Source organism: Microcoleus sp. N3A4 (assembly GCF_036701805.1).
Classification (GTDB): Bacteria; Cyanobacteriota; Cyanobacteriia; order Cyanobacteriales; family Microcoleaceae; genus Microcoleus.
In genome coordinates, this window is sequence record NZ_JAUBRJ010000031.1 from 58,688 (window position 1) to 83,989 (window position 25,302).

Below are 25,302 nucleotides of genomic sequence, written 5' to 3' on the forward strand. Positions count from 1 at the left end.
AACATTGGTTAGATATGAATAGGTTTGTGTGAGCGGTAGTTTGATTCAAAAGCTATTTTGGCTAGCTCGACAATCACAGACAAGTCTACTCCGGCTCGTGCAGCAGCATCGGCCGCCGATAGATTCTGATTTCTTACCAGAGCTAAAAATTGTCGCACGCTGTAGACTACTGGGTCGTTGGCTGCTGTGTAGCCTCTTTGAATGGCAATCAGCAATCCTTTTTCAACATCTGATGCAGAGGGTGCGCGACCTCTATCAACGTTCACAGTCGGCTCCATTCTTGGCGTGACGGGAGCGATGCGAATTCCTAAGTGTTCTGGTTCTTTGTTGGTAGGAACGATGTTGAAGTTGTAAAGTCGCTGTTTCCCTTTTGAATCTACAGTTTTGATTGAAAGGTTAGTGATGGTAGCTGTGGTAGCTCCCGGAAAATTGAGCGCTTGAATGGGACGCAAGAAAACAGTTTTGGCTTTGCCGCTTGCCAACTGTGCGTCGGTGCTGAAAACTATTTTTGAGGGGTCGGCAATTAAAACGTAGGCGAGAGCTTCATCGGTTGAGCTGAAGTCGATCGCACTCGCGCGACCGGGATAGACTAAAATATCGATCGCACTATTGACGGCAATATCTCGACCCACAGTTTGATAGCCTGTTGCTCTTGATTGAGCAAAAGCACAGTCGGGGTAGCTTGCAGTAGCGAACACTGCTGTGAACAAAAGCCCTCCGAGGGAAAGCATTCTTGGGGATTGGATGCGATTCGTCATGGCAGTTATTCGTTGATGTTGAGAAAATTGTTGACAGTAGAAACGGGGATTTCCTTTACTAATCGCCGCAGTCGCGTTGGGGCGACTTAACCCTTTACCGACGGCTCGGTCAACGGTAAATGTTGAGAAAGCTGTTAACAGTAATAGAAACGGGGGTTCCTTTATTAACCACAGCTACATTAGGGCGGTTTAAAAGTTCTTCAGTTGCTCTATCTGAGCGGCTTTCCATCCGTTTTGCTAGGGGGCTGAAGAAGCCATCGAGGACGGCTGACCAAATTTGCGGGTCTCGACTTTCAACGGTGGTTGTACTGTTCCCAAACCTACCGCTAATACTGCTAGAGCTCCTGACTTTAGGCTCTGCGAACACTTGACCGACTCGTCCAACTCCCGACAGCACTGCGGTGAGGATATCCTGTCCGGCAATATCCGAACCTGGGTCGAAGTAGCCTGAAGCAATCAGCGGCCCAGAGCCCTCTCCTGCAATCAAAATTGCGCCTTCTGGAATGGGCTGCTGTTTAATCTGACCGTTTCTATCAGAGTAGACGAGCGCCACAGCAGTAGCTTGTACCATGCGATTGGTCAAGCTGACGGTGCTGGCTTTGGCAATGACAACCGTGCCTGCTGGAAAAGCAATAGAGCCGTCAGTTGCCGTGAAGTCGGCTGTGAGAGTGACAGCAAATTTGTCGTAAAGCTGTTTGCCTGAGCCTTCATCCCACAGCAGGGGAACCGAAACTACGCCGTTGACTGTGGTTCCAAGGGGAACCTGAGCTGTTTGGGGCGTGCGGTTGAGAATGCCTTTTGCCCCTGGGGAGTTTACTTGTTCCAGGGTTGGAGAATTTGTTAAGGCAGAAGCCTCTGGAGCAGCTTCTGGGGAAAGGGTTTGAAATTCTGTATCGGGCAAGGACGTTCGGCGAACACTCAGTCGAGCCTCCGTCTCGATTGGGCTATCGGTAGAATCGGAACTTGTTTGGGGTGAAAGGGCAGCCGGAGTTAATTGGTTAGTCGAGTTTTGGGAGTTGTCGGTGGTTTCGAGGCTGTCCTCTCCATAAGGAAACTCCGGGTGTAGCCTTTCCCCGCTGGCGTTATTTGGGTGGCTATATAGTTTTTCTGGGATTTGCTCGAAAGAAACGTATGAGGGTTGCGACTTTTGGTTGCCGACATTGACTGTTAGGAATTCAGTTGTTGGAGCTGGCTTTGTCAGAGCGGCGGCGGTAGCACTTGTTGTCGCTGAAGTGCTTGGTGTTGCACTCACGGCATTCGCTATTCGGTTAGGGTCAAAATTTCCCCTAATTTGTCCGAGTTGGGCGAGTTGGTTCCACCGCTCAAACGGGTCGATTTTTTCTTCTGTTGGAGTTGGAATTAAAGGTGGGGGTACTAACGGTTTGAGTATGGGGGCCGGTGCGGGTGTTCTTGAGGGTACTCTTTGAGGTATGGGTGCGGGTAGTGTTACCGTCCGCACTACTGTTCTGGGTGCGGGTAGGGGTTCGCGTAGAGGAGTAGGTGGCGGTGCAGCGCTCCGGGTAGCGACTAGACGCGGAGTTCGCGGAGTTCGTGGGGTTCTTGACGGTTTGGGCGACGGTTCTGTTTTGGGTTTTGCGGTTTTTTGCGGTTTTTCGGCTAACAGTTTTTGTTGGTCTTGGTAAGCTAATTTAGCCAGCAACTCCGGTTTTTCATCTTTAATGGTGCCAGAAGAGCTTTCTTTTGGTGTTGATTGTGCGATAGGTTCGCGAGGTGATTTAGGCTTGATAAATTGCCAAATCAGCAGTCCTAGCAATAGTATTCCACCAGTCAACAGCAGCATTGTCACTGCTCTAGGAACGCCTCTTTCGGAAACAGGCGGGGGCAGTGGGCTTTCCTCATCTTGAGCAAGTTGATATTGAGTTTCCAATGTTAGGGGTGCATTGGGGTCAAAGTTAGCAATGAAGTTCTCGTCAATATCATCTTGCGAGGGGGAAGGGGAAGGGGAAAAGTTATCTTCTGACATCTTGCTACTATCGTTATTAAGGATACTTTCGCTATCAAGAGGGAGTGAATTCTTTTGCTCAAATTCTGCTGCTGTCAACTTTGTTGGATGAGAATTGTTTGAAGATTCTTGTCTATTACTCATGGCTACCTCGGTTGTTGCTTATTACGATGGTTAATTAACAAATGATTGGCTTTTCTGTGAGTGGGAAAGAGCAGAAAATCACGACTTCTTTGTTGTTAAATACAACCGCTTGAAGTTCATATACAGCACTTGTCAGGCAAGTGAAATACAAACAAATCGGTTTCTGTAGGGGCGGTACTCCTTCCCCTTCCCCCTCTAAGGTTTAAATTCAACAATTCGGGAAATTTCTAATCCGGCTGCTCTCAAAGAGTGAATAGTTTTCTCTAATTCATTAGCGTTTTCTTGGAGAGGGGATTTGGGAATTTCTACGGCTTTGACGGTGAAGGTTCGATTAAACTGTTCTCGGCTTTCTCCAATGCCTTGCTCTAGCACTACGCGAGTAGCAATTACATCTATTTCCCAAACTCCTCTTTTTATTTCTCTGGGTTCTGAAATGTGAGAGATATAGACTCCAGAGCGGGTTTTTCCTGAATAGATGGTGTTAGGAACGAGTTGGGCAAGTTCGACAAGGGAAGCTTTGCCAAACTCTGACTCCATCATCAATGAACCCATCCAAGCAGTTGTAGGAACTTTCGTACTGCCTTTAACTTTAATGCCGGGGTCTGGGTCATTTGTGCCGGGTATTTTGCCTGACCAAGCCCAGGTTAAATTCACCCAACTTGACACGAAAGTTTGGATAGTTTTAGGCTCTCTGTAAAACTCATCTTGTTCTGCAATTCGGGCTGCGGTTCCGTCTTTGAGCTGAACAAATGTAACTTTTTTTTGAGATAAAGCTCTCAAACTAACTGTGTTAACTAAAACAGCAATTGTTAGTAAAAAAACAAAGCTGGTTAGCAGGATAAAACACAAGGCTAAGGTGTTTTTAGATTCGGGAAGTAAGGGTTGAGATTGCTTAAGTTTGACATTCATAAATTCTAATGTTGAGTAGTGGTGAATTTGAACAAAATTTGGTGGACGAATTCAGTCCTAAAGGAGTTTTCCGGCAACAAGACCAATCGCGTTACTGGCAATATCTGTAAGCTGTTTGGTGCTATTGGCGATCGCACTGTACAAAGCAGTTCCTCCACCCTTGGCTATTAACACGGCTAGAACGGGAGAAAACACAGCTAAAAAGAATAAAAAGGCGATATCTGTAACTAACTCTGCATCGGACTTGACAATCACTACAGCGACTAATCCAACGACGATGTTGTAGCCCAATTGCACTCCAAATAACGACATAAATCCTATTAACCAAGCCCAGATGGGTTTTCCTTGCAGCGGCAGCAGCGACAAACCCATTGCCAGAGGCCCGAATAGAGCTGTTAGCAACAATGCTGCTTCTAAAATGTTGACAAATGCCCACTGTACCGATCTAAGAATTAAGCGAATGATGGGCAAGACAGTAGACCTAAAAACTTGTCCTGCAAAATCGCCATTTCCTATATCCTGAAGATTGGCAACATTGCCTAAATTTTCGACAAATCGCTGCAAGCTTTTGAGAGGTCCTCCATTTTGCTGTTCGGCTGCCTGAAGGATTTGTTGAGCTGGCTGTTTTTTGCTGTTCCAACATTCCACTAAACCCGATCCAACTTTGCCCTGACATTCGCTGTAGAGTTTCTCAATCTCTTCTTTTCCAGCACTGGTGAGGTTAACGTCACTCAGGGCAGTTCTGAAGGTCATTTCTCCGACTTGAATTTTCATAATTTCTTGAACTTGAGTGCTGCCTACAGCTTTGATGAATTTGATGCTCTCAGCTAAGACTTTACCGTTGTTACTGAGAAATACTACAATCACAAGCGGCCAGATAAACATGGCTACTAGCTCTGACCAAGACTGTTTTTCGATAATTTCTTTGCCACTGGTGACAGCGAGGTAAGTAACAGATATTCCCGCCAGAATTAGTCCGAGTTTAACTAAAGCAATCCAGAGAGAGGATTCTTGAGTGTTGAAGGTGTTAAACCAAACTAAATTCCAGGATTCGATGGTTTTTTGAGAGACTTCTATGGCATCAGAAAGAGTGTCCAGGGCTTGTCCTGCTGTGCTAGTTTGGGCAATAATTTGTATTAGCATCGCGGTGTCTCCTTGTTGTGATTTCAGTCTTCGCTTGCCCCTAGGGTGATGCCTCCCGGCATTTGAAACAGTCCGGCTTGAGTAGAAGAAGCGGTAGCAGCCGCAGCATCCTGCCGTCTCTGGGCTGTGTTAATTTCGTTGAGTTCTTCAGCTTGTTGAGCATTGAGAATGTTGGCAAAACTGCGATCGATTTGAGCTTGCTGGCCCTGCATGACTAAAGCACTTTGATTTTCTGCTGATAAGGCTGCTTGCTTAGCTGCGATCGCACTTTGTTGAGATATGTTTCTCATAATGTTCTGTGTGACATCTTGACCTTCTGAATCAGCACCCAATTCCATTGAATTTTGGCTCTCGCGATTAGTTTGCTCTACGTTTTGCTGGACAATTTCTTTCATCTGAGCTTGCTTTTGTTGAGCTTCTTTACTGAGAGTGGCTTTATTGGCTTCACTGACAGCACTTTCTCTTTCTGCGAGTTCTGCGGTATTCTCTTTGAGGCTGTAAGAATCTTGCGGTCTCTTCTCTAAAGCAGCGGATAGTTTTGTCCCTTCACTTTCGGAGGTGTTGCCGTCCATTATGCTTTTAACTGCTTCCTTTAGGTCTGGAACTTTCAATTCTCCCAGGAATGAAGAGAGGGTTGACTCTATTTCACTGCTGAAGTTTTCGACTTTGTTTAACAAGCTGTCCCAGATGCCTGAGATGCTGTTGGAGATGGTGGAGACGGTATCTGAAATTTCACCTGTGATGTCGCTAATTGTGTTTTCTAGACCTCCTATCTCTGTCTGGTTGCTCAAGAAATTATTGGCTGATTGTTGGATTTGATTTTCTATTTGTTGATTTGGAACTGTGAAGCTTCCACTATTGAAAGTGCTGTTCGACGGGTTGTTTGAGTTAGGAAGCTGTATAGCAGTCGGATTGCTATCAGAGGTTTGAGCTTTTGCTTCAACAGAATTTAGTATTAAGCTCAGCCCAATTGCCGGAATGGTAAAGGCAAGTTTTACAAGTAATTTCGGGGATTTCATAGTGCTTTCTCCTTGCTACAAATTTTACGGAAAACTAGCTAGCAATAAGGTCTTGAGGGGATTTGTGTTCGTTGATATCGGTGATTGCATTCTTGCCAATATTAGCTAAGGAACACCCTTCTTTAATGGCTTGTACATATTCTGCTGTAAATTGTTTGAGTGCTAGCAATTGCCCTTTTAAGGTATTGGGATATTGAGCCATCACTCGATTACGAGCCATCAATTCAGCTTGATTGTTAGCCACACTTGCTAATATCATTTCACCGGGATAGTATCGGCTTTGCCAGAAACGACCTCCTTTTTCAATTAACCAATTGGAATAAAGGTCTGCCGCTCTAGGAAGGAAAGCTTCTGTAGCATTTTGGCTAATAATTTCAGCCGGATATCCCAAACGTTTGACCCAAGAAGTAGCTCCATTTGATGTCAGCCTTCCAGTAATTCGATACACCATATTTTGCATAATCATAGTTCCCGCACTACAATCGCAAATACTGTCGATATCTTGGGCTAGCAAGAGCACTGAAATGCCATTTTTTCTACCCACTGCACAGAGTTCGCCTACTACTTCAGCAAATCCGTCTTTTTTAAACAAAATCGAAAGTTCGTCTCCGATAAATAGGCTTTTAGGGTGAGAAAGTGCGTTGCGGATGCAAGCAGCGTGGGCGTTAATGGCCATTAAATACTGGTCTTGTTCGTTGCCCAGACCGCTAAGGGCAAAAAACTTAACAGCGGGTTCGGGTGAAAATGTACTGGGTCTGCCAATGGCTTTCCCTAAAGGTGAGGCTAGTAAAGCCTTCGATTGAGTGATAATTTGGTTGATGGCAATGCGGTCTAAGTCGGTAAAGTTTTGCAGGTTTAGTTGCTCTTTTGTGCAGAACTTTATGAGGTTTGTAAGGGTTGGCATTTCTTGCCACGCGGTCGATTTCCAGCCTTTTTCAAATGCCGTATTGTAGCGCTCGATAATGTCTGGGTCTTCCAGAAATTTTTTCAGAGTTAGCAGCAAAATGGCATCGACTCGCTGCGCTAATTTTGGGTCGCGGACTTTGCCCATGCTGATAATAGTCAGCGCTTTTCTGATAAACTCTTTCCATTGGTCTAGTCGGCGCGATCGTTCTTCTCTATCAAAGCGTCTCAAATCGGGTATTTCGAGTAGATTCGAGCTGCCAGAGGTGATGTCGTAGTAGGCACCGTCGTCGCCTAACAGTTTCACTGCTGTCTCAAAGGTACTGCCGCTTCCTGCGGAGATGTCCATACCGACTACTGGGATATTAGCGGCTATTGCATCGGCTGCAAATCGCCATCCCAAAACACTTTTACCGCAACCAGACTCGCCTGTTATAACGGCGCGGCTGGTTTGGTTGTGCATGAGGTCAACGTACACGGGTTTGCCGCCTTTGGTGATGAATTCAACTCCTTTTGAGTCGATGTCCCTTACAGCAGTTAAGGGCAAAATACCGGGGACAGTTTCGGTGTCTAAGGTGAGGCGGCGTTCGTTAATTAGCGAACTGCTGTGCAACAGCCAGCTTACAGTAATGGGCAAAGTTTCTAGCCACAGTTGCCAAGCAATGTTGCGCTCTCTTAATACCTTGGCAGAGCCGAAGCTGTGAGAGAGCATTTGGCAAGCGTGTGTTAGTTGCTCCGGGGTTGGTCGGTAGACTAAGAAGGTGACAGCAGCGTGAATTGCTCTTGCACCTTTGTACATTTTTTTCTGGGCTTCAAAGGATTCTTCCTGTTTGACTTCTGCTCCTACATCGCGACCTTGACCTTTTTCTAAAGCGCGTTTTTTGGCAGTTTTAGATTGTTTAGCTTGCCTTGCTAAGTTGTCTTGAATAATAAAGTTGGGAGCGGCGCTAATTTCGACAACGGCTTCAGTATCGCGGACGTAGCTGTTGCTCATAATTTTCCAGAGCCATTGCAGTTGCTCTCTGGTATTGAGCCAGCCGCCGGGGCCCTCTTCCATTGTTAGCACGCCGCATTCTGCGTTTCTGCCGGGAAGCAAAATGCGTGAGCTAGCTTTTCTGTGTTCCGGGCAGCTCGAACGGCCGCTCATACCTTCAATTAAAATGGTGCAGGCGTGTTTGTGACTGTTGATGGTTTCGGTTAGTTTGTAGTCGGACGCGGTTTCTTTTAAGGTAAGAAGTTGGGGAATAGGGGGTACGGGTGAGCTGTTGAATTTTTGCCACAGCCATCCCCACAATGCTTGGGCATTCATGGGTTGAATTTCCAGTCCAATTTTGGTGTTTAGCAAGAGTTCCCACCGGATATAGCCTTGCTCGAAAGCGTCGAGCAGCAGTTGTTTGTAAAAGCGTTCAGAGTAGATGCGCTGGTTGCCTGTAAATTGTGCAGCAATGCTATTGGCTGTGTTGATAATTCCATTGATGAATTTACTCAGAGGGTCGTTGGACTTGGAGCCAGATTGAGCGTTGAATGTCCAAGTGCAGAAAATAGTTTGGTTCCACAGTTGTCTGGTGCCTGCTAAGTTGAGTTCTTGAATGCGTTTCTGTTCGTTACGAACGAGTACAGAAATGGGTTTGAGGTGACAGTTGTCAGCCAATTCAGTTAACTGTTGCTGGCGAAGGCAATCGCTGCTGTAGCAGCCGGTGTGAAAGGTCATTTTTTCGCCTGGGGGAATGTCTTTTAGCCCTTCTTCTAAGGCTGTGGCTGCGTTGTTTACTTCCTGACGGTACAGAATGTTGTGAAAGCCAGCCGTCTCGAATCCGAATACAATTTGGTATTGACTGCCTTCATTCAGTAAGTAACCAGAAACTTCCCGACCATCCTTTTTGATAGTGACTAAACAGAGGAGGTTTTGGTAGTTTTGGAAGGGCATAAGTCGGCTGTTACCTCCTTGTTGAGTGGGAGCAACTTTGGGTTTAAGTTTGACTCGGACTTGTGAATCGCTGATTCGGTGGCGAATCGGGTTTGGTCGGTGTTGGGGAACGGGAGAAAGGTATAAAAGATTACCGTTGTACCACTCATTCCCCGGCGGAGGTCTAAACCTGTCTACAAAAAGGTGAGGTTTGTTACCTGTCAGGAGCCACCAGCTTACAATTAGCCAGAAAGTAGTGGTGAAAAACCAAGGCATTCCTAAGCTGAATAAGCCGTTGGTGAGGATGTAGGAAATTACAGCGATTAGCATCCAGGGAATTAGCTGTTCCGCTGGGATGATGCCGATGCTGGCTTGTTTGCCGAGAATCTTATTGACGGAAATAAAATCTTTATCTGGGTCTTTGAGCATAATTTAAAGGGTTTAGATTTGAGGTTGAGGTTTGGGGAAGAGAAAACCCCTCCCCTTTAGATAATTAGGCTCCACCCCCGCCTCCGCCATTGCCAACGAAGAGGAAAGTTATTACGTCAACGGCAATTACAATGGCAAAGGCTAAAGCAACTTGGGTAACAATTGGTCTCCAGTCGTTACCTTGTTGTGCTTGGTTGTACGCGAAAAGAGAAGCGGCTGCTACTAACAAAAGAAATGCTCCGCGAATTAAGTTGAAAATCAGTTCGATGACTTCGGCATCAATAGCTTCGCCTCCTGCTGAAGAGGCTCCTTCTGCGAGTTCTTGCATAAATTCTTCTAAGCCGGAGAGGAAGAGGGCGTTGGCTGGGGAATCGAGTACGGAGCAAAGCGCAGTAGAGGTGATAATGGCAGTGGCAATGTGCCAAAAGCGGATTTTGCAGCCGATATATCGCTCTACAAGAGGAATAGCTCTAGTGATGTGCCATAAACTTAAAAAGAGTATGCTGGAGCAGCCTAAAGTCGCAATTAAGAGCGGGTCATGGATAGTAAAATAGACAAGTGAGGCTAGGCAAATCCCGATAAATAGGAAGTCGCCTGGGCGGATTTTGTGTTGTTTCAGAAATTGAAAGGCGGGGCTTTGTGAGCCTTTTGCAGTTGGGAATAAATAGCGGGATGAGGAACGAATAGTCATGCAAACCTCTCTATAGTGTAGTTATTTTCCTTATTACTACTCTAAGTTTTGCCACTAAGCTTTGACATCACCAAATGCGGTGTTTTTGAGTGACTAAAGTGGATCGATCCATTGGGAGGGGGTTGTCGTTGAGGAAGTATAAAGTAGAAGGTAAATAGCATCCAATACGGTTCAGTTAAGGCTCAAAAATTCGCATCACCACTCATGCTGTCAGCCTTAAATGAACCGTATTGAAATAGCATCCTAGACTTCCCTAGATTTGAACTTCTCGATTGGCTTTGTGAGTTTCTCGGTGGGAGTTAGAAGTCGGCGTTTGCTGAAGTCTTCGTTCTAACCAACTTTCTAGTTCGTTGGCGGGGATGTCGCATTGTAGTACCTCTACCTGGTCTGGTTGAAGGATGGCTTCATAAATTACTTCGCCGTGTTCTGTATAGCCAGTCACGATTCCCTCTCCGGCTTCAAACTCGAATTTGTTGCCTTGAGAGTCAGTTAAACTGATGGCATCTTTGCCCCTTTCGGCTACTAGCAGAGCGAGGTGTTCTTGGTTACTGACTTGTTGGAACTCTTCTAAGCTGTGAGGCAATTTCAAAATTTCTTGTTTGTCTTTAGGAGTCAGTTTGTCAGCGGTAACGTTCCATTTTCTCGTCTCATCTGAGGTAGCCTCAAAGACTTCAAAGCCATCTTTGGTTTCTAGGGTGACAGTAGTCAATTCACCTTCAAGAAAGACGTAAAGTTTGGTATTTCCCAGGTCAACACCACCATTAGCTGCTGCTGGGGTAGCTTGAGAGCGATCGCCTTCATATTGAGCAGCTTCTTCAACAGCAGCATGATAAATTTGCACCAGTGCTTCAGCAATCACTGCTTCATCAGTTGAGGGAAGTCGCTCACTTGGAGGGGTAGAATTTTCTTTATCTAACGGATTTCGACCTTGAGCAAAAGCAGGTACTCTTGCGTCCGTCCTCTCGTTTTCTGGGGAAGGCGAGCGTTTTCCTCCGTTAGTAGGTTTGGCAAAATCATCCTTATTTTCTTCTGGCATAACTTCCGCAGCAGGCGGTGTTTGGCTCAAAGAGTGCTGTTGAAGTGCTTTTTCTAAAGTTTCGATGCGGCTTTCTAGGGTATCGAGTCGTTTTTCTAAGCGGTCGAGGGCTTGATTAATTTGTTTGAGTTGTTCTTCAAAACTAGCATGAGGATTAATCTCAATTGGGTTAAGTTTTCTACCTTTATCATCCGGTTGAGGGATGGTTTTAAGTTTGTGGGTCACATGATTAACGGCTTTGGCTAAGATTGCTCCAACTGACTCAGAAGTTTCAGTTTGAGATAAGGCTTGATTTTCGAGTTGATGTTCTTCTTTGGAGAGAGGAGGTAGGGGTATATTTTCTGATTCTTGTTCATCAATAGATGCTTCTTGTTCATCAATTAGTGCTGGCAAATGATTGGCTCGTTCAGTTAGCCGATCGGCACGCTGGCTTTGAGATTTAAGCCTTTTGATGAGTTGAGCAACTTGGCGTTCTTGTCCAGCTTCCCTGGCTGCACCAACAACTTTTTGTGCTGCATCAATGCCTACAAGGGTGGCTAGAAATGCAGCTTGAGCACTCAGTCCAGAGAGGGTTGTACCGTTTATCTCATTTCCTGAAGTGGCTATTCTCTCGCTGGTTTGTGCGCCTGTTTTGAGCAGGCTATCAATATCCAATTCGTTTGATTTTTTGCGGCGTTGGGTTCTCGGATTGGCATCGGATGGCAAGGATTGTGTTGTAGGACTTTTGGTTAGGGTGTCCTCAAGTAGGTCGTCGATGCTATCAACTGTCTCAAACTGGTTTTGATTAAGTTTTTTACTACGAAATTGGTTGTGGGATTCAGTTTCACCTGCAAATTCTTCTTTATTTTGGCGGGATTTTGGTTTAAATTGTTGCGGGAGTGCAAGTTCTTCCTCTTCATCAATTTCAGCAGTGACAAATTTTTCTACATTTTTAGTTTTAGGCTTAGCCTGAGATTTAGTTTTGGGTATACGTTTTTTATCCTCTTCCTCAAGGTCATCTACCACAAATTCTTCGTCAACTTCGACTTCAGTGATTTTAGATTTAGCCTGGGACTTAGAATGACGGCTGTCCGCTATTTCCCAATCGCTGTTGTTTTTGGTTTGAGATTTAGTTTGAGTTTTGATTGTTGGTTCGCTGCCATTAATTTCATCGAGAAGGTCATGATCTTCATCGAATTCGTCTAATTCCAGTTTTTTCTTAGCATTGGAACTAACTTTTGACGCTTGCTTGGGTACTGAATCAGTTTCCTCAATTTCGGAGAGTAGTTCGTCTAAGTCTGAAGGCTTATTTTTCCTCTGAGATTTACTCTTTTCTGGGGTGAGGGTGGCTTTAATGCCGACGGCGGTGAATCGGTTGTCATCTGGTTCTCCCAGGTGTTCCATCATGTATTTGCCAGTGGTAGAACCATATTCAGGTCTGTCTGTGAGGGAGAGGACGAAGCCACCTTGTGTGACTTTAACGCTGATACCTGGTTTGCCGTCAGCTTCAGTCAATTCTTCGACCGCTTCGGCAAAATCTTCAACAGCAGTCAGGCCTTGTTCTTGGCAGTAATTTAAAGCCTTTTCACACCGACTTTTAAGGTACTTTAGAATTTTTTCTCCCTGTTCTGTGTCAGCCGTGATGTATTGGTTTGACTTTTTTTTGTGGGCGTAAGTAACCATTGAATTTCTCCTTGGATAGGGAAGGGTAATGGGGAGAGGGGGAGAGTGGGAAGGCTTTGCCGTACAGTTAGACAAGCATTCGTAGGAAATAAGTGTCAAATTCTCCTATTCTCCCCCACTCCCCACTCTCCTCTCCTTCCTTTTTCAAACCTAAATTATTTCCATGAGTTCTGGCTTCCTGACAACAGGTGTTTTTTACTGGTTCAATTGGATCGATCCAATTGGGGGGGGAGGGGAAACAGAAGAGAAGGTGTTTAAGCGATATTATTGAACGTCTAACCCCTGAAGATTTACGAGATATTTGGTACGTTTACAAGCATAGTGTAGCGATCGATGCAACCTCATAAGCCTAAGTTTTTATTAACTTTTTTAAATAACGCTTTAACTGCTAATGTGTTAACTATTCTTACCCTAACTGGGACTGTTAAGCTAGGTAGAAAGATTTTATACCCTTTAGGCAAAGCAACAGGCGATCGCGCTACCATTGATAGAAGCCAAGCTATGAGCAGGCAACTCGGCGCAATTGGTTTGGGAGACACTTCAGATACTAGAGCTTATCTGAGCGCTCACTTGTACTGTGTCTTCCACGATCGCACCAATATTGCCGAAATTCAAGTTAATGGTCGTATTATCAAAGAATCATTACTGATTGGGCCAATAGGTGCATTAAAAATGAAGACCGTTTGGGATAGTAACAAACTGATTACAATTATCTTATTTGGCAAAGAGTCATAACTATGTTTATCACCTTCGGAAGCAACCAAATCTCTATTCAATCATTAGCAAATAAAGCCGACATGGTAAAAATACTCGAAGGCGACCTAGAAAGTTTATTACTAGGAGAAATTGCCGAACATAACTTAGAATTTTATTTAGCAAAAGTCCACTTTCAATCTTATGACAGTAAACCTTTCTGCATTGGTATATGCTCAGAAGGGCATGGATTGAAACCCCATGTATTAATCCAGCCAGAGTGGGATCTCATCCTATTCGGTTACAACCAGGAAGTAACAGGTGTTAACATTAACAATCGCCAAATAGCTTTTCAAATTCCCTTAAATTCCCTTTTTTATTATTTTTTACACCTCAAAGAGCGGGGCATTGTATTGATTGTTCAAGAAGTGGATGTAACTGCTATAACCGAGTCAGGCAAAGAACTCTGGAGGTACGGAAAAGATTTGATTACCCAAACTGCTGTTGAAGGAGAAAAATTATACCTTAATTTTATGGATGAAAGCCCGACTTGTTTAAATATTGTAAGTGGAGAGTTAGTCAGCGCATGACATCTAGGGTTAAAATGGAGGGGCAGGGTTTCTGGATTCATCATTTGATAGTAAGATATTGGTGAACCCGCCCCAATCATACGAGGTGTGGGCGATCGCTCTTTCTTTCCTATACAAACAATACTCTATAAATTTATAAAAATTAACAAATAACTTGTTTGATCGAACAATTTTATGATAAAATCAAGACCATCCATGTAGTAATTGAGTAATTGAATCACCATGATAGCTGAACTTATGGTACAACCTTCCTACTGGATTGATAGTGATATTTCGATTGAGAAGGTCAGAAATCTTTACTTATTCAAATTTACCGAAAATCTGCAAGCTAGATTAGAAGAACTGGCTGAGGGGAAAAAGGCTAATATTTTAACTTCAGAAGAGGTTGTAGAACTAGCAAGTTTACTAAAACTGGATCGGATTTTTACCTTAATTAACGCTAAAGTTATAGCAGCCTCATGTCCATAAACCGTGCCACTCGAAATTTAGGAAGAAGTAGAGCTAGTTTTCTTTGTGAGTATTGCCATTCTAAAGCATTAACATTCTGGTGGGAATCGTCTCCATTGCATAAGTTGTGCCATCTTGATGATAAAATTCTACTTCAAAGGCACTGCCGTCAAATTCCATCACCACTGTTCCTACTTGTCATGAAAGATAGTTTAATGATTTCTTTGGTTGCAAAATGGGTTGCTTCTACGTCTTCTGTTAAAGCAACAATATCTAAATCTTTAATTGTTTTCATTGTTTTCGCCTAACTTTTTGATCGGATAACAATTTGTTAATCTGGGGAAATTTTCACCCTTTTTTGAACGGCGATGAAAAGTTCGACGCGATCGCTCTCTTAGTATCCTAGCAGACGGAGTATACTGGCACTCTTACCAAGCGCGATCGCATCGAACTGACGTTAATCTCGGCTATACCTCTTTTTCCACTCCCCACTCCCCATCATTTAAAGTTCGACAGCAACAGACGAATGGCGTTTAGGACTAGGGTTTTCTAAGATTTCTGCGACAAACTTAGCGCTGTTCTCTTCAGATAATCCTTTGATAATTCGCTCACTTTTTAAGTCAGCCGCAAAAATAATAGCGCCACTTTCATCCTCAACGGTACATTTTTGGGTTTTGCTGTTGACGAATACACCCCAAGAACCAACTGGAAATTCAATAGCGCCTGTTTTCTGATAGGCATTGCCAATCGCAGCTTGCATTAATTCAGAAATAGTTGCGGAATCGCAATTTTTTTGTTGAGCTTGAGACTGTTGCTGTTGGGAAATTTGAGATAGCGATTTCCCCGGTCGAATGTCTTCGCCGAAGCCCTCTCTATTGGGTGCAGATTTGCCTTTTACTGACAGGATTTCCACTTCAGCCGCTTCTTCAATTAACCTCAGCGATGCCGGATCGATGTTTAAAATGAGAGCACTGCTTTTGGGTGAAGATTCGATAGTTGCTTCAAAGGTTGCACCAATAGGCAGTTTAGGAGAATTAGGCGAAAACATGGCTAGTTGACGGTCGTTGAGCTTGACAATTGGGCTGCCATCTCGGTAATTACCAGTGTCGCTTTTAAAAGCATCGACTTCAAAACTCAATCTTTTTCCCTTCCACTTCTCGGTGCTAAAATCAACATCTTTGAAATCGTTGTACTTTTGACCAATTAGTTCAACAGTTTCAAACTGAAAAGTCTGCAATTGCTGGCAAATTTCATCGGAGAACAAGTTAAGAACCAATGCAGCTTTGGGAGTTTGGCTGTCTTTAGATTCAACCCAATTGTAGCTGGCAGGCGCTACAATACGCGAATTGGCAGTTTGGGTTCGACCCAAGCGATCTCGGTAAGTTAAATTGAGAGAGTCGATGTCATTTTCATTGTTGCCAAATTCCCGATCTAGGACTTCTACCAATTTCTCATTGGGGTCGAGCAAGGCAAAGTTAACCATCGGCAAGCTGGGATGTAAACTAGCTTCGTATTTAATGCCTTTATTGTCTAGCTTTTCCTTCCATTCACCAGCTAAGTCAGTGCTAATTGGCTGTCGCTTGCTATCCCTTTTAATTTGACCGCTTCCATCTCTTGCTAATTTTTGAAAAGGGACGCTCAAAATGTAAGTATCATTGGGGAGAGCTTCATGTAGCCGCTCATAGTCAGATTCGAGGTGGAACTCAATTTTCAGTTGGCGCGACAGTTCAAGACAAGCTTTGCGAGGCACGTCTAAATTGGGATTTGTAGTTTCTACGTGCCACAATGCGCTAGCAGCTAACATCCGCTCTTTGGGGTGAGGAAATGCGTCAGCTACGTCAGTTCTTAAACTCTCATACAATTTGCCAACAGCTTCTCTAATAGCTTTGAGGTCATCGCCTTGTTGCTCGTAGATTTCTGCCATCCGTTCTCGATATCGCTCTTTAGTATCTTTGGCCCATGTCACGTAGTATTTCTCCCAATCTTCTCTCTCATCTAAATCTTTAGGAGAGGGGAACAGGTAGCGAAATTCATCGCGGTGGCGGCTGGTTAAGCGGGTGGGTTCCCACTCAGGATTAACCGCACTGCGAGCGATGCAACTGATGGCAGCGTTGTCTTCTGCGGGCAGTGGTACTGTTTTGTAAAGCCGGGGGTCGTCTTTGAAGTCAAACAAGTAAGAGGGGTATTCGTTTGACCATTGTTTAGCAAGATTTAGCAAATTGGGGTGGTAGTCTTCTGTGCGAGTAGCGCTTTTGGGGCTGTCCACTTCAATTTGTAGGGCATCAAACAGTTGACCGAGTAGTTTCTGCTTCTTGTGGTTAAATAAGTTTGTAGGTTGTTTTGGTTGGGGTACAGAAGACTGTACTCGTCCAATTAAGGTAGCAACCCAGCCGATTTTGTTGTGTGCGATCGCTACGGCAATTTGCCGCAGTTTGGTATACTTACGGTTGCCCTCTTCATCAGTAGCTTTGGTGTAATCAATTTTACTGCGCTTGGAAACAGCTTCGTACTCGTTTTCTTGATTAGCGTGTCTGGTTTCAGAGGCAATATTGGGCAGTTTTGAGGCGGGAGTAATCACTAATTGATCTCCATCAAAATCGCACTGGTGGTGCTGCATAGCTTGGTCGGGACGAATGAAGGCGCATCCTTTGTACTGCATTAATTCGGGATGGCTTTTATTGTCTACTGTGTAGCGGCGGATGTTATCTTTACTGACAATTGGGTATCGGGTAACGATGACTTCTGTGCCGTTTTTCAAGTGGGGGGCAACAATTGTACCGGGTTTTAGGTCTTCGCAGGGTTGAGCCATTGCTGAACCATGATGAATTGCTCCTTTAATTGCTAAGTCTCGCCACTTCTTAGCTAGTTGTTCTTGCATGAAATCGACGACTTTGGGAAAGTCAAGGAGTTGACCGAGTTTGTCGTTTCTCAAAATAGAAATTAGCCGATATTCATTGCGTTGAGCTTTTTCATCGGTTTCATCTTCTAATCCGTTGTTGTCTTCGTGAATGTTAGATTGAAAAGCCACTTTCTTGTCATGTTGCTCTACTAAGTATTTAGAAAGTTGCAACCGATTGTTTTGCAAGTCAGCTAACTTTTGGGCTTCAAGTTTGGTGGGGGTGGCGATGTCAGTCTGAATAGCTGCTTCGGAGTACCAAATCGAAAATTGCCAGGAATTTTCGTATTCAGTTACTTTGGCATTGCCTCGATTTCCTAATACCGCTTTGGGAAATTCGTAATCTCCACAAGGAATCAATTCAGCTAATTGCAATGCGGCAACTCCTTTGATGGAAGAGCGATCCATAATGATATCATAGCCTAAATTATCAGTTAATTGGGAATCGGGAAGTAGCGTTCCTTTAGCAAGGAAGTTAATTTGGGGAGTCGCACAATTCTCTTGTTCCCAGTCTGAAAGCCAAGCAAATCGAAATTGAAAAGGGCGGTTGTGAATGCCATCTAATTGTTGGGCTAACGTGGGTGAAATCTTGCCGTGACAGTCTCCGGTTTGATATCGTTGAGCTAAAGCTTTTTCAGAAGGGTCATCACTTTGGGAATCAACAATTTTGACTCGCAATGTTTCACCAGTAACAGAGCAGTCTAACAACTGGACTCCTTGAGTGCAACTGCTTACTAGCAGAGAGCCGTAGCGACAGGAATGATCTGGTTGAGTTGTGAATACGCTTAACAGTTTGGCTGAGAGTTCTTTGTCAGCAAAGTACACATTTTTGCCAGAACTAAAGGCAACTCTTCTAGCAATACCGTCTCCGAAGTCGATGTTTTTGAGAGGGTCAAGGCTGCTATCATGTGGGTCTGGTTTGACGATGGTTAGTGTTGCTAATTCTTCGGGTTTAAAGAGTAGTTCAAGCATTGAATTTCGGAGGATTTCCGGTTCTATTTGGTAGCGTCCTTTTTCTTTGCCGTTCTCTAAGGACATATCAAAGACAGGGATTTTTAGCCCAACTCCTGCTAGAAGCTCAGTATACTGGCAGGTAGGCTCTAGTGATTGAGAATGCTTTTTGGTCATTATGAGTATCTCCTGAAACCTGAAAAGTTAGTTGTGATGATTGATATCAATTCCGGTTGTACCGGAATAATGGGGAGTGGGGAATGCGGAGTATGAAAAGGGAATGGGGAATCATTGACCTCGACTTGAGAATTTCGATGCCAATGGATTTGATATGGTTAATCAATGGAAGCGTGAAACCATGAGTGAGAGTAGGTAAATTTATGTCTTTTTGCCCACACACTCAATTTCTTTTGTACAAGTTTGGAAGTGAAAAGACATCCGATGATTGAGGGATAGTTACCCGCTCAATTGGAGGGGGAGAGTGGGGGAGTGGGAGTGGGGAGTTGGGGAGAAGGGGAGAGTGGGAGAGGATTTGACGAGTTTTTATCTGGCATTAAAAAATACCAAATTTTCATGCCGTACAGTTTAGGAAGTAAGCGTCAAATTCTCCCTAACTCCCCCTCCCCCACTCTCCCACTCTCCCCAACTCCCCACTCCCTATAAAGTGGGTTAAACTGAAGGTAACAATTAGGTAGGGTTAAACAATGCAAGAGAATAAATTTGAATCACAGTCCCCTCAATGCCTTGATAAAATTGAGCTGGGTGATAATTGTTGGCAGGGGTCTAATCCGCCTCAGTCTGATGCCGATAAGCGGCGGTTAAATAGCCACTTATTTGAGCGAGCTATGAGGTGGATTAATACTTTTGGTGCAACAGAAGAGGAGCTTGATGATTTGAGCTATTGGAGCGAGGTTTAGCTGAGGAAAGGGAAGAAAAAGGCGCAGCGAATGAAATTTCTGTGTCCTCCTAACTTCCCATTTTCCTATCTAAGGAGAGTGGCGCTTTTGGCGTTTTGCTTTTGGTTGAGTGGTCGATGCTGCGGCTGGCAACTGGGAGTTTAAATTAGCTGGGTAGGCATTCAAGTTATTGCCTTTGAGTAGGTTATAAACAACTCGGCGTTTGCGGAAAACCCTAGTGCCATCTACAGGCATTCCTTGTTTCCAAGCATCTGCTATCGCTTTTTTGTCAGCCGAGATTACGATTTTTGTCTCGGTGCGGCGATAGGGTTCTGGTAGTTGAGAAGCGTCAACTAAAACTTCACAGGTAGGCGGATTTTCCTTAACAGTAATGCGGTGGTGTTTACCGATAGTTTCTGAAGTTAACACGCCGCACTCGTTGAAGTAGAGAACGGTTTTGTCTAAGCGTTCTCTCCACCCTTGGAGTTTGTTGATAGCTGTGGAATGCAGTTCTATCAAATACTGCATTCGAGCCTTGATTGCAGCAATTTCGGCATCAATTTGGTCAGCTAAGTCCGCGTGGGTGTCAACAGCAAGTTCTTGGCTTTCTTGGGTTTGCCAAAGGGATTGCAGCAGTTGGTCAATTTCTTCAGGAGTTTCTATTGACTCTAGTTGATGCCAAAGTTGAGCAGCAGCTAGGGAGGTTTGAGCGAGAGATTGAGTAGCAAGATTCATCAATATCGTCCGTTAATGCAGGTGTGGTAGTAATCATGTCGAGCTTCAATTTGAGTAATTGCAGCTATTGTTTCTGGGTCAAATTCAAGAGCAAGATGCCTATCTTGTTTGTGGTTTTTAATCTTGATAACTGGTGGAAAATCAGTTGTTTTTTGGGAATTTGATGCTTGTGGTTTGGGCATACAGGTCAAAAATATTTTCTGACAAATAGCGCGATAGCGCTCTTAAAAAAAGAGGATTTAAAGAGATGAATTATCCTATAGTTTTTTACCCAAAAGCGGTAATGCAGTTCTGCCATCAATATGCTTTGTCGGAGGTAAATTCTAGTGGTGCTACCTCATCCCAAGTTCAAGAAACTCAACAATTCAGGCAGCCTGTTGTTTTGCTGACTCCGCCTCAACCGCCTGTAGTGTTACCTGTCAAGTTGCTGTGGTTAATTTGGGTGTTTTGGCTCTATGGTGCGATCGCTCTCCCGCTGATTGCTATATCCTGGGGTTGGCTATGGTGGGAAATGCTGTTGGTAGTGGTGGCTTATTCATGTTTAATTGCGGCTGCTTATAGTTATGTGTTTGGTTGCCGTCAAAAACTGTTATCTAGATATAAGCAGCAGGTTTTGGAGTATAAGCAACAAGAGATATTATCCAAAAAGCAGCCGGAATTTTCTAGTTTTAAGCTGGAAAAAGAAGGGTTGCATACAGTTTTAAAAAGCGTAAAAGTTGACTTTGATTCCAGAAATAGATTGCTCAAGGATTTGATGTCACTTCGGGTTAGTTATATTGGCTGTTCTCAAGCTCGACAAGGGGTGAGTGAAGAGCGCTTTTTGCAATACTTACAACGGTATTTTAAGGAAGTTGTCCAAGCAGCAGAGTTTAAAATTCCGTCATCTCGAAGAAGCTATTCAGCAGATTTTATTGTAATTCACACTCCATCGGGGATAGGAATTGATGTGGAGATTGATGAACCTTATGCAGGTAAATCTAAGCAGCCGACTCACTGTTGCGATGCTGAGGGCGATGTCCGCCGCAATCAATTATTCTTAGAGTGGAATTGGATTGTGGTTAGATTTACTGAGAAGCAGGTAGTACAAGCGCCGTTAAGCTGTTGCAAGTTTATTGCTTTTGTCATTGCTGAAGTAACGGGCGATCTCTTTTCCTATAAGCTGTTAGAATCTGAACCTGATTTGCTTCCGGTTAAACCTTGGACAACAGCAGAAGCTAGGAAGATGGCTAAAACTAATTATCGCCTTAGCTATTTAAGCTTGTCGAAGGGGAAGGGGGAAGGGGAAGGGTAGAAAAAGCTGATTACTTGGGAAGGTAAAGAAACGGAAAAATCCAGGTTATTGTTAGCTTTTATTGAAGAAAAGCGAAAACTTATCCTTCCTTCCCCTTCCCCTTTCCCTTATAAAACAAGTTCGGCAAGCGGAAAAGTCAGAGTCTGTTAGAGTCGATAGAGGCGTTACCACCTCTACCTCTCCTTCAGAACCGTGCATGAGACTTTCGCCTCACACGGCTCCTCGATAACTATATCCTTGTTATGGATACGATTCAAGACTAGCCAAGCAAAGTTTTGGCACTTTCTTTTGAGTGCATTGACCCGTCTGTTTTAGTCTTTGTGTCATGGCAATGTCTATGTAGAAGTTGAAGGTTATTATAGGTGTCTTTTCCACCTAATGACGTTGGCTTAATATGGTCAACTTCTACAATGTCTGTATTGGTAAAATACAATCCACAGTGTGTACAGATACCTTTTTGTTTCTTGATGAGGGATGCAACCCTACTCGGGGTATCTGGGCTTTCGCCCCGTCGCTTGCTCCAATAAATCCAGTTTCCATCAAACGGGCTAGATTCACCTTTTACTTTTCTATGCCTGACGATAGGCGTATTTTCATGGGTGAGTAATTCCATCCCGTCTTCGGTACTGAAACACCAATTACGGTCGCTTACTGTTCGCCAGTATTTGTCCTTATTAATGCTACCTTTTCCCCTAGTTCTAGCCCAAGCTCTTAACTTGTCGTAGGTTAGATTATCTACCTTGTTAAAGGTCATTTTGCTAGAGACTGTAGAGTAATAGTTTGACCATCCCCTGATAATAGGATTCACCCTGCCAATCAAGGCAGCTTGTGGGGCGGTTTTATGGGTGTCTATTACTTCAGCTATCTTGGCTAGATGTAACTTTACTTTGGCTTTTGAGGGTGTGATTAGTGTATTAAAACCTAATGGTTTTCCGTTTGTACTGTTAGCACATCTATAAGTGCCAGATTTGTACTGTTGTACATGGAATCCTAGAAACTCAAACCCAACATTTCCTTCTACTTTTTCAAGGGTGTGGGCTAATTTTGTTTTACTTAGTTTTAACTCCAATCCCATATCACTCAACCATTCTGCGATTATCTCCTGACACTGTTTGACTACGTTCAAATCCTTATGGATTATCACAAAGTCGTCGGCATAGCGGATTAGGCTAAGGGCATCACGATTGTGTTCTTTACGCCCTTTTAGTGTTTCCGCATACTGCTTAATCCTATTTTCCATACCATGTAGGGCAATATTCGCAAGTAATGGGGAGATGACCCCGCCTTGTGGTGTACCCTCATTAGTAGGGAATAATTCTTTCTGCACACAGTACCCTGCTTTAAGCCAGCATTTTATCTGACGGCTCAAGGTGGGGTATGTGTGTATTTTGGCGAGTAACGCTTTATGGTCGATCCGGTCGAAAGTGGGTAGCTAGCCAGCGAGGTTTCCAGAAGGTTCCTTTTCCGACTAGCCCCCTCCGAACCGTGCTTGCGAGATTTCCAGGCACACGGCTCTCCAGTATTCCTATTCCGTGATGTGCCTAAAAATAGGTTTGCCAGCATGAATGGCGTCATGGCATTGGCGACAAACCATCAAAGTCTTTCGTCTGCGTGCAGACATAATCTGCATCCAGAGCGGTTTAGACTTCCTTCCCTTTACCTTGAGGTCTTTGAGAGCGCGAACGTGGTGAACTTCAATGTCACCTTTCGCCCCACAGACCTCACACTCGTCGGCAAGGAGCCGTTTTATCAGCTCGTTTCTTTCTGGCGGCTTTCGGGTCAAGGGCAGGTCTGGAATGGTTGCTTTTGGGTTACGTTTTAGCGATAGACCACCAAAACGAGCCACCAGTGGTTTCTTACCTTCCCTATTGATGGTAATTTCCACGCATTTGCGCCGACCTTGTGGGAGCTTGACCGTCTTATGGTACTTGGAGCAGATTTTCGCCACGCTAGTTTTGTGTTTACAAGCGAGTGTTTTCATTAGTGAACTCCACATGACCCATTGCAGTTTTGAAAGCCATGCAATGTTTTGAGCCAGACTGTAGAATTGCACGTACCCTCTGTATTCTGACTGATAGATGCTGACGATTGTAAAATCGTCATCATTAATCAGTTCCGGGCGATGAATGGGTTTGCCATTCCTCTTGTATTGGGCGCACTTTTCTTCCACAAAACGAGTAGGAATTCGGAGTCCAATAACGCCGTTCAGCGAACGCCTACCTTGAGTGTGCTTACTGTCCGACTGTTGAACAACGACGGAGTACCCCAAGAACTTTGCCGCTCCTTTGTGGGCATTTGTAATCAAGGTCTTTTCAGAAGACATATCGAGCTTCAAGTTATCAGCTAAAAATGTTCTCAGTTTTTCCTTGATTTCTTTTGCCTCTGCAACTGACCCTATAAAGCCAAGTAAAAAGTCATCGGCATAGCGTACATAAGACAGCCTTCTGTACCCAGGGTCACGAACATCTTTGGAGGGCATTTTCTGGTATTTTATTTCCAGTTCATGCGCTTTTAAAGTTTGTCCGGTTTTCCTGTAGTACCAAGCGAGTTTCTGGAGTTTGGCATACTCCTTATTTTCGGCTCTTCTTTTACCGCGCGTATATTCTGGAATTAGATTCTCCCAGACAAACTTATCCAACTTGTCGAGATAGATATTGGCGAGAATGGGTGAGACGATTGCGCCTTGAGGCGTACCACTGAGAGTGGAATGATACTTCCATTGCTCGCAATAACCTGCTTTGAGCAGATTTTCCATCAACCTGAGAAAGCGGTTATCTTTAATTTTATCGCGCAGGATTGACATCAAGATTTTATGGTCTATGTTGTCAAAACAACCGCGGATGTCTCCTTCGATAAACCACTTGGTTCCTTGCCAGGTACGGTCTATAGTAGTTAAAGCCGTGTGGCATCCGCGCTCTGGTCTGAAACCGTGACTGCTGTCAGAAAATTGAGGTTCGTAGTATGCCTCAAGAATCGAGCGTACCACTTCTTGAACCAATTTGTCTTTCCAAGTAGGGACACCAAGCGGTCGAGTTTTTCCATTTTTTTTGGGAATGTTAACTCGTCGTACTGGTGTCCATCGAAAGCGTTCATAGCGAATATCTTCTATGAGGCTCTCAATCTTTTTGACAGACATTCCATCAGCAGTTTCCTCAGTAATTCCTCGCGTCATTGCCCCATCATTTTTGTAGATGCGACTGTACGCTCGGAGGTACAAATTCGGGTTGAATAGTTGTCTGTAGACATCTGTTCCCAGAGGCAACCCTCGTTGGCCTCTATCTCGGATTACATTAAGAACCGTTTTGGCGTCCCGCATCTCGCGTACCTCTTGGTCTTAGTGTGAGGAATACCTGTTCTCCTTTGCCATGTGGACGGCTTTCCCGTCCTCGGACTACTATGAGAACTCTGTAGCCATAGGACTCGCGTCCCGTAGGCCATCCCGTGCTTCATCAACTCGGTACGTGGTAGTGTGATTTAGGTGTCCCACTCATTCCTTTGAGCCGTCTCATTGATGGCCGACATCGTTTGAAGAAGTTGTGTTGCTCAAATGTTTAAAACTACACACAAACGATTATTCCTGTTAGACGTTGTAGGAATAGGCAATCGCCTATGCCGTCAGAATTGGGCTTCAAGTAGTCTAACTTTCACCTTGTCACACAAGCCTTGCAAGGCAATGGTTTAAACGTCTTCTCTCCATCCCCCGCTTTACCAACGTGCTGTTTTCCCTTTTTGTCTTTCGACTCTAGGTAAGTTGGTTGACTTAGAGACATTCTTCTTAGTCTCTCCCAATTAGATTGGGGATACCGTGTTGACTGCCACGGCGCACGCATTTAGCAATATCGGCATCAAGTACGAATTTGGATTTCTTATTGATACAGGTATGGATAGCTTCGATTGCATCGTGGCAGGAACGTCCTGGTCGAAAACCGTATGAGTTTGGCTCAAATTTTGCCTCCCACTCAGGTTCTAACGCTAGTTTAACTAACGCTTGCAGTACGCGGTCGTTTATCGTTGGGATACCTAATGGTCTAGTTTCAGTTGTACCAGGTTTGGGAATATTAACCCTACGAGTGGGTTTTGCCTTGCCTTCTAACTTTAACTTACCAACTAGGTTAGTACGTTGCTTTGGAGTCAGCGATTTAACACCGTCTACACCTGCCGTCTTCTTGTCGGGTAAGGAGGAACACGTCACCGCGTCCTCCTCCCCTAAGAACCGGACTTGACAGTTTCCCATCATCCG

The 25,302-nt window shown here is 44.3% G+C and carries 20 protein-coding genes and 1 pseudogene; 5 read left to right on the plus strand and 16 right to left on the minus strand.

All coding sequences use genetic code 11. From position 1 onward, the window contains the following. Nucleotides 1-8 precede the first annotated feature (8 nt). From QUA56_RS18810 to QUA56_RS18845, 8 genes are all read right to left on the minus strand, one after another. Nucleotides 9-758 carry a hypothetical protein gene (locus QUA56_RS18810; protein ID WP_333360284.1) on the minus strand — a complete coding sequence of 250 codons (750 nt, stop codon included), beginning with the start codon at nt 756-758 and terminating at the stop codon, nt 9-11. Nucleotides 759-867: 109 nt separating this feature from the next. Beyond that, entirely contained in the window at nt 868-2,865 is a 1,998-nt protein-coding gene (locus QUA56_RS18815; protein WP_333360286.1) for a hypothetical protein, read from the minus strand. 195 nt (nt 2,866-3,060) lie between these two features. Next, on the minus strand, nt 3,061-3,774 hold the full coding sequence (locus tag QUA56_RS18820; RefSeq protein WP_333360288.1) for a hypothetical protein: 714 nt from the start codon (nt 3,772-3,774) through the stop codon (nt 3,061-3,063). 57 nt (nt 3,775-3,831) lie between these two features. Further along, the gene (locus QUA56_RS18825; protein ID WP_333360290.1) at nt 3,832-4,917 is read right to left on the minus strand and encodes a hypothetical protein; all 1,086 of its coding nucleotides are present in this window, start codon (nt 4,915-4,917) and stop codon (nt 3,832-3,834) included. 23 nt (nt 4,918-4,940) lie between these two features. Then, nucleotides 4,941-5,936: a hypothetical protein gene (locus tag QUA56_RS18830; protein WP_333360292.1), complete on the minus strand. Its 996-nt coding sequence runs from the start codon at nt 5,934-5,936 to the stop codon at nt 4,941-4,943. Between the two features lie 34 nt (nt 5,937-5,970). Then, the gene (locus tag QUA56_RS18835) at nt 5,971-9,174 is read right to left on the minus strand and encodes a hypothetical protein (protein WP_333360294.1); all 3,204 of its coding nucleotides are present in this window, start codon (nt 9,172-9,174) and stop codon (nt 5,971-5,973) included. Between the two features lie 64 nt (nt 9,175-9,238). Beyond that, entirely contained in the window at nt 9,239-9,865 is a 627-nt protein-coding gene (locus QUA56_RS18840) for a hypothetical protein (RefSeq protein WP_333360295.1), read from the minus strand. Between the two features lie 253 nt (nt 9,866-10,118). After that, entirely contained in the window at nt 10,119-12,563 is a 2,445-nt protein-coding gene (locus QUA56_RS18845; protein ID WP_333360297.1) for a hypothetical protein, read from the minus strand. Between the two features lie 393 nt (nt 12,564-12,956). Here QUA56_RS18845 and QUA56_RS18850 point away from each other — a divergent pair, with 393 nt between their 5' ends. The 3 genes from QUA56_RS18850 to QUA56_RS18860 all read left to right on the plus strand — a co-directional run bounded on the left by QUA56_RS18850 (nt 12,957) and on the right by QUA56_RS18860 (nt 14,314). Then, complete coding sequence (locus tag QUA56_RS18850; RefSeq protein WP_333360299.1) at nt 12,957-13,298, plus strand: hypothetical protein; 342 nt, start codon at nt 12,957-12,959, stop codon at nt 13,296-13,298. A 2-nt stretch (nt 13,299-13,300) separates the two neighbouring features. After that, the gene (locus QUA56_RS18855; protein ID WP_333360302.1) at nt 13,301-13,846 is read left to right on the plus strand and encodes a hypothetical protein; all 546 of its coding nucleotides are present in this window, start codon (nt 13,301-13,303) and stop codon (nt 13,844-13,846) included. Between the two features lie 222 nt (nt 13,847-14,068). Then, nucleotides 14,069-14,314, plus strand: coding sequence for a hypothetical protein (locus QUA56_RS18860; protein WP_333360304.1), 246 nt, complete (start codon nt 14,069-14,071; stop codon nt 14,312-14,314). Nucleotides 14,315-14,374: 60 nt separating this feature from the next. On the opposite strand, the gene QUA56_RS36875 is transcribed toward QUA56_RS18860, so the two are convergent. The 3 genes from QUA56_RS36875 to QUA56_RS18870 all read right to left on the minus strand — a co-directional run bounded on the left by QUA56_RS36875 (nt 14,375) and on the right by QUA56_RS18870 (nt 18,317). Beyond that, nucleotides 14,375-14,473 carry a DUF4926 domain-containing protein gene (locus QUA56_RS36875; RefSeq protein WP_445242926.1) on the minus strand — a complete coding sequence of 33 codons (99 nt, stop codon included), beginning with the start codon at nt 14,471-14,473 and terminating at the stop codon, nt 14,375-14,377. Then, nucleotides 14,463-14,588 carry a hypothetical protein gene (locus tag QUA56_RS18865; protein WP_333360306.1) on the minus strand — a complete coding sequence of 42 codons (126 nt, stop codon included), beginning with the start codon at nt 14,586-14,588 and terminating at the stop codon, nt 14,463-14,465. The genes QUA56_RS36875 and QUA56_RS18865 overlap by 11 nt, the downstream gene beginning before the upstream one ends. 207 nt (nt 14,589-14,795) lie before the next feature. After that, on the minus strand, nt 14,796-18,317 hold the full coding sequence (locus QUA56_RS18870) for a hypothetical protein (RefSeq protein WP_333360308.1): 3,522 nt from the start codon (nt 18,315-18,317) through the stop codon (nt 14,796-14,798). 527 nt (nt 18,318-18,844) lie between these two features. On the opposite strand from QUA56_RS18870, the gene QUA56_RS18875 reads away from it, so the two are divergent. Next, entirely contained in the window at nt 18,845-19,057 is a 213-nt protein-coding gene (locus tag QUA56_RS18875) for a hypothetical protein (RefSeq protein WP_275526104.1), read from the plus strand. A 69-nt stretch (nt 19,058-19,126) separates the two neighbouring features. On the opposite strand, the gene QUA56_RS18880 is transcribed toward QUA56_RS18875, so the two are convergent. Then, complete coding sequence (locus QUA56_RS18880; RefSeq protein ID WP_333360310.1) at nt 19,127-19,771, minus strand: siphovirus Gp157 family protein; 645 nt, start codon at nt 19,769-19,771, stop codon at nt 19,127-19,129. Continuing rightward, on the minus strand, nt 19,771-19,953 hold the full coding sequence (locus QUA56_RS18885) for a hypothetical protein (RefSeq protein WP_333304871.1): 183 nt from the start codon (nt 19,951-19,953) through the stop codon (nt 19,771-19,773). The genes QUA56_RS18880 and QUA56_RS18885 overlap by 1 nt, the downstream gene beginning before the upstream one ends. A gap of 65 nt (nt 19,954-20,018) precedes the next feature. Between QUA56_RS18885 and QUA56_RS18890 the strand changes: the two genes are divergently transcribed. Then, the gene (locus QUA56_RS18890) at nt 20,019-21,062 is read left to right on the plus strand and encodes a hypothetical protein (RefSeq protein ID WP_333360312.1); all 1,044 of its coding nucleotides are present in this window, start codon (nt 20,019-20,021) and stop codon (nt 21,060-21,062) included. Between the two features lie 259 nt (nt 21,063-21,321). On the opposite strand, the gene QUA56_RS18895 is transcribed toward QUA56_RS18890, so the two are convergent. The 3 genes and pseudogenes from QUA56_RS18895 to QUA56_RS18905 form a co-directional block, all read right to left on the minus strand. Beyond that, nucleotides 21,322-22,431: a reverse transcriptase domain-containing protein gene (locus QUA56_RS18895; RefSeq protein ID WP_333360315.1), complete on the minus strand. Its 1,110-nt coding sequence runs from the start codon at nt 22,429-22,431 to the stop codon at nt 21,322-21,324. Between the two features lie 156 nt (nt 22,432-22,587). After that, nucleotides 22,588-24,234, minus strand: coding sequence for a reverse transcriptase domain-containing protein (locus QUA56_RS18900; protein WP_333360317.1), 1,647 nt, complete (start codon nt 24,232-24,234; stop codon nt 22,588-22,590). Nucleotides 24,235-24,879: 645 nt separating this feature from the next. Continuing rightward, nucleotides 24,880-25,230, minus strand: a pseudogene (locus tag QUA56_RS18905) (reverse transcriptase domain-containing protein); the annotation flags it as partial. Nucleotides 25,231-25,302: the final 72 nt, after the last annotated feature.